Origin of the sequence: Lentzea pudingi, assembly GCF_014646255.1 — a bacterium.
Taxonomy (GTDB): domain Bacteria; phylum Actinomycetota; class Actinomycetes; order Mycobacteriales; family Pseudonocardiaceae; genus Lentzea; species Lentzea pudingi.
Genome location: NZ_BMNC01000009.1, coordinates 46,966 through 59,816, shown reverse-complemented (window position 1 = coordinate 59,816; position 12,851 = coordinate 46,966). Strand labels below are relative to the sequence as shown.

Genomic DNA, 12,851 nt, shown 5'->3' with positions numbered 1-12,851 from the left:
CGGTGGAGTGGGCGGCATGAACCTCCCTGACCCCGCCGTCCAGACCTCCGGTGCCGTCGACGTCGCCCCGGACGTGCTGGTGATCCCCAACGAGCACGTCGGCCTGGTGCCCAACATCGGGATCATCGGTGGCACCGAGGCCGTGCTCGTGGTGGACACCGGACTCGGCCTCGCCAACGCGTCCGAGGTGCGGGAGTTCGCCGAGGAGGTGGCGCGCGGGCGGCGGATCCACCTGACGACCACGCACTTCCACCCCGAGCACGCGTTCGGCGCGTCCGCGTTCGACTCCTACCTCGTGAACCGCGCGCAGGCGGACGACCTGCGGCGCAAGGGATCCGGCTACCTGGAGATGTTCCGCGGGTTCGGCGGGACGATCGCCCAACGGCTGGCCGACGTCGAGATCCCGGTGCCGGACGAGGAGTTCGCCGGGGTCCGCGCGCTCGACCTGGGCGGCCGGACGGTGCTGCTGCGGCCGACCGGGCGCGGGCACACGCTGGGGGACCAGGTGGTCGAGGTGCCGGACGCGGGCGTGCTCTTCACCGGCGACCTCGCCGAGACCGGGCAGTTCGCGATCTTCCCGTGGTTCCCGCCGCACGACACCGACGTGTCCGGTCTCGCGTGGATCGGCGTGCTGGACGGGTTGATCGCTTCCGGGCCGCGCGTGGTCGTGCCGGGGCACGGGTCGGTGGGGGACGTTGCTGTGCTGCAAGGGGTTCGGGACTACCTGGGCGAGTTGCGGGACGAGACGTGGCGGCGGCGTGACTCCGCGATGGGGCTCGACGAGATCGTGGCCGAGGTGCGGGCCGTGCTGGTCGAGCGGCATCCGGAGTGGGCCGGGCAGGAATGGATCGAGCGCGGGGTGGGCTGCTTCTGCGCGGAGCGGAACGACGGTGTGCTCGATAGCTTCAGTGTTGACTAAAGATAGTCCTCGCCGAGGTGCTCGCGGACGACCTTCTTGGGCACGCACATGACCCAGGCGCCGATGACGAGCTCGGTCATCTCCTCGACGCCGAGGTGGGCCATCGAGGCGTGCACCCACTGGAAGCGCATGTCGGACCGGCTGGGGAACGCGAACTTGACCGGATCGCTCGCGACGAGCGCCTCGCGTTCCTCGCGCGGGTAGCCGAAGCCGAGCACGGTCTCGTCGCGCGAGAGGGCCGCGTAGACGATCTGGCCCACGCGGAACTTCACGCGGTCGCGGATGAGGTGTTCGGTGGTGCGCGGCAGCGTGAGCGCTACAGCGCGAATGTCGGCGGCGGTCACCATCGGTTCATTCTGTCGTACACGGTGCGTGAACGGAGTGACTTCAGGCAAATTCGGCAAATCGGATTGAATCGGACAATAGTGATCGAGAACGGCCTCGTTCTCGATTGTCGTCATCGGTGGGACCCCGTCTCAATTCGAATTTGCGTTGTCAACGAACCTGCCTCGAAGCTCCTTTTGCACATGAGTTGCAACGTTCTGACCTGCGTGTCTGCATGTAGGTGCGCTGAATTGGTTCAGCGTAGTTCCGACCAGAACGACCGAAACTAATTCGTAAGGTGAGAGCGCGACCACAGTCCCTTCCCCATTTCACTCGATCGGGTGAAAAGTAGCGCCATGAACATCAAGCGGTCCCTTCCGGCGCTTCTTCCGCTCGTGCTCACCGCGACCTTCTTCGCGAGCGGCGCGGCCGAGTCGGCGACGCCGAAGCAAAGCCCCGTGAACGTCACGCCCGGCGCGATCCGGTTCGACCCGCACGCGCCGAAGCTCGACGTGTCCTACGGGCACTCCGCGCTGGAGCTGAAGTACATCCGCAAGGACACGGCCAAGGCAGACGGCTGCACGACCCGCGACCACGAGGAGACAGAGGAGGCGGAGGTAGAACCCGGAGCGGGTCACGTCACCGTCGCGGGGACCAGGTACGACCTGGTCCAGTTCCACTTCCACACGCCGTCCGAGCACCAGTTCGGCGGCCGCAACACCCCGCTCGAGATGCACCTCGTGCACCGCAGTGCCGAAGGCAAGCTGCTCGTGGTCGGCGTTCCGCTGGTCGTCGGCTCGCACTCCGTCGTGGACGACGTGCTGGCCAGGCTCTCGCCCGAGTGCGGCGCGCCGGTCGACATCGAGCCGATCGACCTCAACCGGTTGCTGCCGGCGGGTCACCACACCCTGCACTACACCGGCTCGCTCACCACGGCGCCGTTCACCGAGGGCGTCGAGTGGTACCTCACCGGCGAGCAGCACGTGACGGCCGCGACCATCGCGCGCTTCAAGGGTCTGTTCACCGCGGGCAACGCCCGTGCGACGCAGCCGCTCAACGGCCGCACGTTCGTGGACGTCCCGCGGATCTGACGTACCGTTGGCAGAAGGCCGGCTCCTACTGCGGGAGCCGGCCTTCGCCGTGTCCGGGGGTGATGCGCTTCACCGATACAGGAGTCGCGTGCAATTGCCAGCGTATGCAACTATTGCTCGCGCTGACAACCTCCGACTTCAAGGACCGTGTGACATGCCTGTCGCCCTGCTCGCCCTCGCGATCAGCGCCTTCGCCATCGGCACGACCGAGTTCGTGATCATGGGACTGCTGCCGGAGGTCGCGACCGACCTCGGTGTCTCCATTCCGAGTGCGGGCCTGCTGATCTCCGGTTACGCGCTCGGCGTGGTGATCGGCGCGCCGTTGCTGACCGTTCTCGGCGGGCGCCTGCCGCGCAAGAAGATGCTGCTCGGGCTGATGGTGCTGTTCATCGCGGGCAACCTGGTCTCCGCGCTCGCGGACACCTACGGCGTGCTGATGAGCGGGCGTGTGGTCGCGGCGCTGGCGCACGGTGCGTTCTTCGGCATCGGCTCGGTCGTCGCCGCTGACCTCGTCGCGCCGCACCGCAGGGCGAGCGCCATCGCGTTGATGTTCACCGGTCTGACCGTGGCGAACGTTCTGGGCGTGCCGATGGGCACGGCACTCGGTCAGGCTCTCGGCTGGCGCTCGACGTTCTGGGCGGTGACCGTGCTCGGCGTGATCGGGCTGCTCGGCATCGTGTTCCTCGTGCCGAAGCAACAGGCGCAGGGCGGCGACCTCCGCAGCGAACTCGCCGTGTTCCGCAATCCGCAGGTGTGGCTCGCACTGCTGATGACCGCGTTCGGCTTCGCGGGCGTCTTCGCGTCGTTCACCTACATCGCGCCGATGATGACCGAGGTCGCGGGCTTCTCGTCAGGTGCCGTGACGTGGCTGCTCGTGCTGTTCGGCGTCGGGCTGTTCGCGGGCAACCTGATCGGTGGCAAGGCGGCGGACCGGTCGGTGATGAAGAGCGTGATCGTCATCCTGGTCTCGCTGGCGGCGGTGCTGACGGCGTTCGTGTTCACGGCGCACTCGCCGGTGCTCGCCGCGATCACCATCGTGCTGTTCGGCGCGGCCGGGTTCGCGACGGTGCCGCCGTTGCAGATGCGGGTCATGCAGACCGCGGAGGGCGCGCCGGCACTCGCCAGCGCGGCGAACATCGCGGCGTTCAACCTCGGCAACGCCGGTGGCGCGTGGCTCGGCGGGCTCGCCATCGAGCGCGGCCTCGGCTACACCGCGCCGAACTGGATCGGCGCGCTGCTCGCGGTCGGTGGCCTCGTCATCGCGCTGGTGTCGGTATTCCTCGATCGGCGTGTGAGCATCGGCACCGCCCCGGAGTCTTTTGAAGCGCTTCAGAAGACCCGTAAAATCGATGCGGTAGCTAACTAGTCTCTGCTGCTCACCGACCATGGGGAAGCCTTGAACACCACCCGCGCCATGACCGCTCTCGCGCTCGGCGGGTTCGGCATCGGTACGACCGAGTTCGCGACGATGGGCCTGCTGCCGCAGATCGCGGAGACGTTCGGCATCCCCGACTACGAGGCCGGCCACGCGATCAGCCTCTACGCCGCCGGGGTCGTCGTCGGCGCGCCGCTGATCGCGGTGCTCGGCGCCAAGCTCCCGCGCAAGGGCATGCTGATCAGCCTGATGCTGGCGGTGGCCCTGGGCAACGGTCTGTCGGCCCTGGCCCAGGACAAGGGGCTTCTGCTCATCTCACGGTTCGTCGCGGGGCTGCCGCACGGCGCGTTCTTCGGCATCGCGGCCGTTGTCGCCGCCACGCTCGTTGCTCCTGAACGGCGCGGCACGGCCGTCGCGCGCGTGATGGTCGGTCTGACCGTGGCGAACCTCGTGGGCGTGCCGCTGGCCACGGCGGCGGGGCAGCAGATCGGCTGGCGCACGGCGTACCTGGCCGTTGCGGTGATCGCGCTGGTCACGGCGGCGGCGATCGCGGCCTGGGTGCCGCTGGTGCCCAAGGTCGAGGGCGCGTCGATGAAGAGCGAGGTCCGCGCGTTCGGCCGGCCCACGGTGTGGTTCGCGATCTTCACCGGCATGATCGGCTTCGGCGGCATGTTCGCCGTCTACTCCTACGTCGCCCCGCTGACGACCGAGGTCGCCGGCCTGGCGTCCGGGGTCGTGCCGTGGATCCTCGCGGTGTTCGGGCTCGGCATGACGCTCGGCGCGACGTTCGGCGGCCGGTTCGTGGACCGGTCCGTGACGGGCTCGGTGTTCGGCGGGCTGATCGCGGTCACCGTGATCCTGGCGCTGTTCGGGCTCACCGCGACCATCCCGGTGTTCCTGTTCGTCTTCCTGTTCCTGCTGGGCTTCACCATCCAGATCCTCGCGGCCGCCCTGCAGATCAAGCTGATGGACGCCTCGCCGGAAGCGCCGTCGCTCGCGGCCTCGTCCAACCACTCGTCGCTCAACGTCGCGAACGGCGCGGGCGCGTGGCTCGGTGGCCTGGCCATCGCGGCGGGCTGGGGTTACACCTCGACGGCGTGGGTCGGTGTGGCGCTTTCGGTCGCGGGTCTCGCGATCGCGGCCGCGGCGCTGGTCTACGAACGGCGTTCCTTGACGCGGGCGACCACGAACCAGGCGACGCTGATGGCCAGCACGGCGAGCACGGCCGTCGAAAGCCAGCCCAGGTAGCGGTCGACGAGCTCGTAGTTGTCGCCCAGTGCGTACCCGGCGAGGATCAGCGCGCTGTTCCACACCAGGCTGCCCGCCGCGGTGTAGAGCGTGAACTTCATGATCGGCATCCCGGACACCCCGGCGGGGATGGAGATCAGGCTCCGCACGACCGGCACCATCCGCCCGATGAACACGGCCTTGCTGCCGTGCTTGTCGAACCACGCGTCGGACTTGTCCACGTCGGACACCGTGACGAACGGGATCTTGTCCGCGAGCCGCCGCAACCGGTCGAGCCCGAGCCACGCGCCCAGTCCGTAGAGCACCAGGGCGCCGGCCGTCGAGCCGATCGTGGTCCACACGATCGCGGCGATCAGCGACATCTTGCCCTGGCCCGCGGTGAACCCGGCCAGCGGCAGGATCACCTCGCTCGGCACCGGTGGGAAGACGTTCTCCAGCGCGACCAGCAACCCCGCGCCGGGTGAGCCCAACGCCTCCATCAGCCGAGTGATCCACTCCATGGTTCGAAATACCCGTTCTGCCCCGTTGTTGAACCCCTCGCGTTCCCGCCCCGCCGCGCACGGGTCTACCGTTGACCGCCTTCACTTCTGGAGGTCGACGGTGCGAGGCGCGATCGCGGCGGGCCACCCGCTCACCGCTCAGGCGGGCGCGGCGATGCTGCGCGCCGGGGGGAACGCCGTGGACGCGGCGGTCGCGGCGATGCTGACGTCGTGCGTCACCGAGCCGTTGCTGACCGGGCTGGGTTCCGCCGGGTACATGATGATCGCGCCGGCCGGGGAAACCCCTGTGCTGCTGGACTTCTCGGCCGTCGCGCCGGGGCGGGGCAGGACCGGCGAGAGGGCTCCGCTCGACCCCATCACCGTCCACTTCGGTGACGCGGAGCAGGAGTTCCACGTGGGACCGTCGTCGGTCGCCGCCTACGGGATGCCCGCCGGTGCCGCGATCGCCGCCACCTACGGCCGTGCGCCGTTGCACGAACTCGTGGCCACAGCGGCGATGCACGCGCGTGAAGGCCATCGGGTCAACCGGTACCAGGCGTACGTCACGTCGTTGCTGCTGCCGCTCGCCCACAGCGCGGGGCTCACCGCGTTCGAGGAGGGCGAGCTCCTCGTCCAGCCCGAACTCGCCGAGGCCCTCGACCGGCTCGGCAGCGACGGCGCCCAGCCGTTCTACCGCGGTGACATCGCGGCGGCGATCACCGACTGGATCGGGAGCAAGGGCGGCGACCTCACCCGCGCGGACCTCGAGGCGTACGAAGCCGTGCGGCGCGAACCGTTGCACGTGTGGCATCGCGGCCGTGAGATCCACACGAACCCACCACCGGCGGCGGGCGGTGCGGTGCTCACGCAGATGCTGGAAGCGTTGCCGGACAACCCGTCGCAGCAGGACCTGATCCGCGCGCTCGCCACCCCGAAGACGCACCTGAACCGCCTCGGCTCCACCACGCACATCTCCGTGCTCGACGCGGACGGCACGGCGTGCAGCGTCACGACCACTAACGGCGCGGGCTCCGGCATCTCGATCGCGGGAGTGCACCTCAACAACATGATGGGGGAGGAGGACCTGTCGCCGGACGGGTTCTTCAGCCACGCGCCGGGCGACCGGCTGCCGTCGATGATGGCGCCGACCGTCGTGACGCACGGCGGCCGGACCGAGCTCGTGCTCGGCAGCGCCGGGTCGAGCCGGATCTGCGGCGCGATCCTGCAGGTGCTCGTGAACGTCCTCGACCGCGGCATGCCCGCTCAGCAGGCGGTCGACGCACCCCGGATGCACCTGAGCGGAGACCACCTCCACGTTGAACCGGGAATCCGACCGGAAAGTGCGCTGCCGATCACCCGGTTCCGCGCTCCGAACATGTTCTTCGGCGGCTGCCAGGTGGTCGAAATGACCGGATCCGGCCTGCTCAGGGGTGGTGCAGATCACCGCCGCGACGGCGCGATCGTCATCGTGTGAGATTTTGCCCGCATAATGGGATATCTGGTTTCCTGATTCACCGCTCGAAGAGCACGATCAACGGGTGACGGCACTCAGCGAGAGAAGATCCTCGCCGCTCCTGTCCCGTACGTTCCTCCAACTCTCCGGCATCAGCGTCGTGTCGGGCCTCTCGATGGCGTTCGCGTTGCCGTTCGGCTCGCTGTTCCTCACGAGCGAGATCAAGGTCACGCCGTTCCAGCTCGGCTTCTTCCTGATCGTGAGCCCGGTCGCGCAGGTCGTGGCGAGCACGATCATGGGCAGGCTCTCCGACGGCCGGGTGCAGCGGCGGTACATGCTCGCCGCGGGCGGTGTCGCGGGCGCGATCGGCTACGGCCTGTTCGCCGTGCTGCGCGACTACTGGTACCTGCTCGGCACGTCCGTGGTGTTCATCGCGATCACTGGTGCGTTGCTGCCCCAGCTGTTCGCGTACGGCCGTCAGGTCTCCCAAGGCCCGTCGATGGTCGTCAGCGTCCTGCGCACGCTGCTCTCGGTCGCGTGGGTCGCCGGACCGCCGGTGGCCGCCCTGCTCGTCGCGCAGACCGGCTGGATCGGTCTCTTCGCCTCCACCGCCGTCCTCCAGCTCGGCGTCGCGGTCCTCGCCCTCACCCTGCCGATCCCGCCCGCGCGGGTCGAGGAGGAGAAGACCGAGGAAGAGGCGGCGGGAACCGCGCGCGGCAGCATGGTGGTCGTGTCGGCCGCCTTCCTGTTCCTGCAGGGAGCCGTGGCGCTCGCGGTGAGCGGACTGCCGTTGTTCATCACGACCGAACTGAACGGCACGGCCGGTGACGCCGGGCTCGCCATGGGTCTGTGCGCGGCGCTCGAGATCCCGATGATGCTGTGGTTCGGCTCGCTCGCGAACCGGATGTCCCAGCACAGGCTCGTGCTCATCGGCGCGGTGATCGCGTTGGGCTACCACGGGGTGATGGTGTTCACCGACTCGATCTGGCAGGTGATGGCCGCGCAGCTGCTGCACGCCACCGTCATCTCGTTGATCATGGGCGTTGGCATCACGTACTTCCAGAGCCTCGACCCCCTTCGTCCCGGCCACGCCACGACGATGTTCAGCAACACCCAGATCGTCGGCAGCATGGTCGCGGGCGCGTTGCTCGGCGTCTCCCAGGGCCTGGGCTTCCGCTGGGTCTACGGCTTCAGCCTGACGATGTCCGTGTTCGGCCTCGCACTGCTGCTCGTCGCGGGCTCACTGGATCGTCGAGCCGGTGACCTTCGGCTTCTCGGCCGAGCCTAGGTAGAAGATCCCCTTGATGGTCTCGAAACCGAGGCTCGGGTTGCGGCGCAGCGTGGAGCCCTCGACGGACATGGAGCCGGACTTGTCGTTGCTGACGAAGAACACCGCGCCACCGCCCTCGTTGGCCTGGTTGTCCTCGATCAGCGTGCCGGCGACGCGCAGCGTGAACGTGTTGCCGTCGTTGTAGATCGCGCCACCGCTGCCGCCGCCCGGCGTGCCTCCGCGCGCCGGGTTGGCGCCGCGGCCGATGGCCTTGTTGTTCCTCATCAGGCTGTTGAGCACGACCCACGACGCGCCGATGCTGCTGAGCGCTCCGCCGTTGGAGCACACGCCGCCCTCGAACGTGCTGCCGGTGATGTGGATCGGCGTCTTCTGGGCCCAGTCGGTCACGCGGATCGCGGCACCGCCGAGGTCGGGGCCGTTGGCGTCGCACCTGTTGTTCGCGAAGCGGGAGTTCACGACCTTCAGCTGACCGCCCAGCACCATGATCGCGCCGCCACCACCGCCCTCGGCCTGGTCGCCGGTCGAGTTGCCGTCGGCGAGGGTGATGTTCTGGACGACCAGCCGCGGCCCGTTCTGGTCGATCAGCCTGCGCTGGCCCTGGCCGCTCAACGTGATCCGGCCACCGCCGTCGAGCACGGTGCGCTGGCGGACCCTCGCGGTCGCGGCCATCGGGACGGTGTGGGGCTGCGGCCCGCAGTTGAACGTGACGACCCCGCCGGCGGCGAGGGCGTCGACCACGGCCTGCGACGTGCAGGTCGCGGGAGTGCCGGTGCCGATCACGCGGGTGGGCTTCGAGGTGTCCTCGGCGGCGGCTTCCGGTGGCACGGCGGCGGCGCCGTTCGGGTTGCCGAACTTCGCGGCGGGAGGAGGCGGCGGTGGTGGCGGCTGCGGAGCCGACGGGGGAGCGGCGCTGCTCGCCGGAGGCGTCGTCGTCACGACGGTGACGGTCTGGGACGCCGAGTTCTGAGGTAACTGCGGTCCTGCGACGGGGGAACCGGGGATCGCCGTGCCGCAACCCGCCACGAGGGCGGCAAGCAGCACGACGGCCTGTCTACCTGAGGGCATGGCGGGCACCCTAGGCGGGCCGCGCGAGCTTGGCTACCACCGTCGCCGCGGCGGAGGTCGATCCGCGAATGCGTACCGGCGTTGCCCGAAAATTCACCGAGATCAACGCGTTCTGCAGGTGTTTTCGTTCTGTGACACGGCTACCGGAACAAGATCCCCTCGTTCGGGTCTGCCGGAGCGGGTGTGCGCAGGTGTAGGACGGTGCTTAGCCTGACTCACGAGTCAGGAATCGCTCCGAGTTCCGCCGGTCGTCGTCACGGTGCGTGGACGAAACGGGCTAACAGGCGACACAGCGTGCGGTCCATTGAGTTCAAACAACCCGTTCGTGAAAGAACCACGCGTTCGAGTGGCCCTGTGTCCCTGGCACACTGCGCTCCGTGCCCACCCAGTACCCCGACGAACCCACCGAGCGCCATCTGGCGCCCGACCCGGCGCTGATGGAGGCCGCCCGCGCCCGGGGTGCTGCCCGCTGGGCCGCGGCCGGGGACCTGCCCCAGCAGGAGGAGACGAAGCAGGCCGGACCGCTCAAGCCCCGTGCCGCCGCGATCGCCGCCATCGCCGCGCTCCTCGTGCTCGGCGTGATCGCCATCGCCACGTTCGACGGCAATTCCGGCGGCGGTGACACCGGCATCGCGCAGCCGTCGCACAGCTACATCCCCGGTCTGATCACCCCGCCGGAGGAGCTTCCCGAGGAGGCGTCGAGCAGCATGGACCCGACGCTGGCCTCGTCCGCCCTCGGTCTGGTGCCGTCGACGACGCGGAACGCCGCCCCGCCGCCCGCCGGGGACACCGCCAGGGCTCCCGGTGGCGCCAAGTCGTTCATGACGGGTCCCGGCTGCGGTGGCTTCACCAGCGTCGGCTCCTACCGCGACGGCAAGAAGGGCTGGGTCGACCACGGCGACGGCAAGTGCGGCTCGACGTTCGTGTCGATCCCGATGTCGGGTGACGCCCGCCGCGATGACAACTCCGCCTACGGCATGTGGACGTTCGCGGTGACCGGCTCGTGCGACGTGTCCGTGCATGTGCCGAACGGCGGTACGGAGGAGGTCGGGGGTAACCCGACCGTGTACTACGTGTTCGACCGCAACGGTGTCGGCGGCACCCCGATGGCGTCGTTCGCGATCAAGCAGGTCGACAAGCGCGGCCAGTGGGTCAGCGCCGGGAAGTTCAAGGCCAGCGGAAACTTGACCATCCAGCTCGTCACGCGAGGTCAGGACTGGAACAACTCCGGACCCACCTACGCCCATCACGCCGCCAGTGCCGTCAAGGCAGACTGCACGGCGTGACACGAGATCTTCACCTGGTCCGGCACGGCGAAGCGACGAAGGACGGGGCCCGGCTGACGGCGCGCGGCCGCAAGCAGGCGGAGGCGCTGGCGGAACGGTTGCGCGGCACGGGTTTCGCGGCGGTGCACCACGGCCCGTCGCCCCGCACCACCGAGACCGCGTCGATCCTCGCCGGCGTCCTGCGCGTGCCCGGCCGGGTCGAGGCGGCGGCCGACGACTTCGTGCCGCACTTCGTCCCCGACCACGACGAGTTCTTCGACCGGTTCCCCGAGTCCGAACGCACCCGCGGCCCCGCGCTGGCGCACGAGGCCGAGACGCGGTTCGCGCGTCCCGGCGACGGCCCGGTGCTGGTCGTGACGCACTCGTTCCTGATCGGCTGGCTCGTGCGGGACGCCCTCGACGCCCCGCCCGAGCGCTGGCTGACGCTGAACCACGACCACGCGGCGCTGACGGTCGTCCGCTACACGACCGGCGAGTCACCCAGCCTGGTGCGGTTCAACGACAGCGGGCACCTCACGCGGCTTTGAGCGTCAGCAGGCTGATCTCGCTGGGTGCGAACACGCGCATCGGCGGGCCCCAGAAGCCGGCGCCGCGGCTCGTGTAGAGCTGGGTGCGGTCGCTGTGCCTGCTCAGGCCGGCGACCACCGGCTGCTGCAGCCGCACCAGGTAGTGGAACGGCCAGATCTGCCCGCCGTGCGTGTGCCCGGACAGCTGCAGGTCCACGCCCGCGCCGACGGCCTTCTTGATCTCCGACGGCTGGTGCGCGAGCAGCACGACCGGCGCGGTGGAGTCGGCGCCGTGCAACGCGTGGGTGAGGTCGGCTGCGTGGCCGGGCTCGCCGGAGTGGCTGGCGGTGACGTCGTCGACGCCCGCGAACACCAGCTTGGCGCCGTCGCGCTCGAGCGCCACGTGCTCGTTGCGCAGCGCCTTCCAGCCGAGGCGGGTCATCAGGTCGACCCAGCCCTGGCCGTTGGAGTAGTACTCGTGGTTGCCGGTGATGTAGAAGCGGTGCGGCGTGTTCACGTCGCCGAGCGGGGTGGCCTGCTCCAGGCGCTGCTCGGCGGTGCCATCCGCGATGTCACCGACGTGCACGGCGACGTCCGCGTTCAGCCCGTTGACGGCGTCGACCATGCCCCTGGACCACTTCGCGCGGTTGATGGCGCCGTAGTGCGTGTCGGTGATGACCGCGACGGTCAGGCCGTCGAACGCGGGGTCGAGCCGGGGAATCGTCACGTCTTGCCGCTTGATCCGCGGCACGCGCATCGCCTCGTACACGCCGTAGATCGTCACGGTGACGATGAGGACGGCGAGCAGCACGGCGATGAAACGGGAGCGGAACGGGTTCTCGACGCCGGCCACCGCCATGCCGAGCCGCACGAGGTCGGAGATCAGCGTCCACACGAACGCGATCCACACGAACCCGAGCAGGAACTGGGAGATCCGCGCCGCACGGTCACTGCCGCGCTGGGTGAACAGCACGATCATGGTGATGGCGGCCGCGACGAACACGATCGCGGCGACGGGCCGGACCGGGTCGGGCCACTCGGCACTGGCCGCGAAGAGCCCTTCGAACGGCACCCAGAACAGCAACGTCGTCACGGTGAAGAGGACGAGCGTGAACACCACCCGCCGAACCGTGATGCGGGGCCGGGTAGCGGTCGTCGTCATGCGGACATCCTCCTGGGAGTGAGTGTGTAACCCATCTCAACGCACAAACCACCCAGTTTGTTCGCTTCCGGGCGCTTAGACCTCCGTCACAGGCGTTTTCCCAGTTCGGAGGCAACCGCGCAACGGCTGGAGAGTCCTCTAATCATCACCGGCACAACCGCCTGACCCGACGACCTAGAGTGGGCCACATGATCTTCTACACCGACGAGGAGAGCCGCACGCTGCGCACCGCCGTGTACGGCGCGATGCTGCTGGTTTCCCACGCCGACCCCGGCCCCGTGCTGGAGGAGCGGTTCGCCGGCCTGCGCGCGCTCGCGAACCTGTCACCCGACCTGCGCGGCGTCCTGGGCGGCGCCCGCCCGTCCGTTCCCGCGGGCACCGACGAGGAGATCGAGCCGGTCGTCCTGGAGGCGCTGCGCTCGTCGATGAAGACGCTGACGGCGAAAGCGCCCGAGGACGCCCGTGACTTCCCGCGCGCCGTGCTGGCGATCTGCCGCGAGGTCGCCGAGGCCGACGGTGTGGTGGTGGAGGCCGAGGACGCGATGGTGGCCCGCATCGAGGGCGCGCTCGCCCTGTAACCCATTTCCCGTCCGGCCGGGACCAGCGTCCCACGTGGTGGATGCTGGTCCGAATGGTCGATGGCGCAGGGCTT

General features: G+C 69.3%; 13 protein-coding genes. 9 read left to right on the top strand and 4 right to left on the bottom strand.

The genetic code is table 11. The features are described 5' to 3' along the window. The first annotated feature begins 16 nt into the window (after positions 1-16). Positions 17-919, top strand: a complete 903-nt coding sequence (locus IEY88_RS28145; protein ID WP_189157890.1) for an MBL fold metallo-hydrolase — start codon at positions 17-19, stop codon at positions 917-919. On the opposite strand, the gene IEY88_RS28140 is transcribed toward IEY88_RS28145, so the two are convergent. Further along, positions 916-1,266, bottom strand: a complete 351-nt coding sequence (locus IEY88_RS28140; protein WP_189157889.1) for an MmcQ/YjbR family DNA-binding protein — start codon at positions 1,264-1,266, stop codon at positions 916-918. The genes IEY88_RS28145 and IEY88_RS28140 overlap by 4 nt on opposite strands. 333 nt (positions 1,267-1,599) lie before the next feature. Between IEY88_RS28140 and IEY88_RS28135 the strand changes: the two genes are divergently transcribed. The 3 genes from IEY88_RS28135 to IEY88_RS28125 all read left to right on the top strand — a co-directional run bounded on the left by IEY88_RS28135 (position 1,600) and on the right by IEY88_RS28125 (position 4,957). Beyond that, positions 1,600-2,334: a carbonic anhydrase family protein gene (locus tag IEY88_RS28135; protein WP_189157888.1), complete on the top strand. Its 735-nt coding sequence runs from the start codon at positions 1,600-1,602 to the stop codon at positions 2,332-2,334. A 154-nt stretch (positions 2,335-2,488) separates the two neighbouring features. After that, positions 2,489-3,700 (top strand): MFS transporter, encoded by a 1,212-nt coding sequence (locus IEY88_RS28130; RefSeq protein WP_189157887.1) that lies wholly within the window; start codon positions 2,489-2,491, stop codon positions 3,698-3,700. 48 nt (positions 3,701-3,748) lie between these two features. Then, positions 3,749-4,957, top strand: coding sequence for an MFS transporter (locus IEY88_RS28125; RefSeq protein ID WP_189157886.1), 1,209 nt, complete (start codon positions 3,749-3,751; stop codon positions 4,955-4,957). On the opposite strand, the gene IEY88_RS28120 is transcribed toward IEY88_RS28125, so the two are convergent. After that, positions 4,864-5,457, bottom strand: a complete 594-nt coding sequence (locus IEY88_RS28120; protein ID WP_189157885.1) for a DedA family protein — start codon at positions 5,455-5,457, stop codon at positions 4,864-4,866. The genes IEY88_RS28125 and IEY88_RS28120 overlap by 94 nt on opposite strands. A gap of 100 nt (positions 5,458-5,557) precedes the next feature. Between IEY88_RS28120 and IEY88_RS28115 the strand changes: the two genes are divergently transcribed. Beyond that, positions 5,558-6,910, top strand: coding sequence for a gamma-glutamyltransferase (locus IEY88_RS28115; protein WP_229693840.1), 1,353 nt, complete (start codon positions 5,558-5,560; stop codon positions 6,908-6,910). A 64-nt stretch (positions 6,911-6,974) separates the two neighbouring features. Next, entirely contained in the window at positions 6,975-8,177 is a 1,203-nt protein-coding gene (locus IEY88_RS28110; protein WP_229693839.1) for an MFS transporter, read from the top strand. On the opposite strand, the gene IEY88_RS28105 is transcribed toward IEY88_RS28110, so the two are convergent. After that, a complete protein-coding gene (locus tag IEY88_RS28105) occupies positions 8,130-9,245 on the bottom strand; it encodes a hypothetical protein (protein WP_189157883.1) in 1,116 nt (371 codons plus the stop codon). The genes IEY88_RS28110 and IEY88_RS28105 overlap by 48 nt on opposite strands. 377 nt (positions 9,246-9,622) lie before the next feature. Here IEY88_RS28105 and IEY88_RS28100 point away from each other — a divergent pair, with 377 nt between their 5' ends. Beyond that, entirely contained in the window at positions 9,623-10,531 is a 909-nt protein-coding gene (locus IEY88_RS28100) for a hypothetical protein (RefSeq protein WP_189157882.1), read from the top strand. Further along, complete coding sequence (locus IEY88_RS28095; RefSeq protein WP_229693838.1) at positions 10,528-11,058, top strand: histidine phosphatase family protein; 531 nt, start codon at positions 10,528-10,530, stop codon at positions 11,056-11,058. Before IEY88_RS28100 ends, IEY88_RS28095 begins: the two co-directional genes overlap by 4 nt. Here the strand turns inward: IEY88_RS28095 and IEY88_RS28090 are convergent. Next, positions 11,045-12,199 (bottom strand): metallophosphoesterase, encoded by a 1,155-nt coding sequence (locus IEY88_RS28090; protein WP_189157881.1) that lies wholly within the window; start codon positions 12,197-12,199, stop codon positions 11,045-11,047. The genes IEY88_RS28095 and IEY88_RS28090 overlap by 14 nt on opposite strands. Before the next feature lie 188 nt (positions 12,200-12,387). On the opposite strand from IEY88_RS28090, the gene IEY88_RS28085 reads away from it, so the two are divergent. Further along, positions 12,388-12,777, top strand: coding sequence for a hypothetical protein (locus IEY88_RS28085; RefSeq protein ID WP_189157880.1), 390 nt, complete (start codon positions 12,388-12,390; stop codon positions 12,775-12,777). Positions 12,778-12,851: the final 74 nt, after the last annotated feature.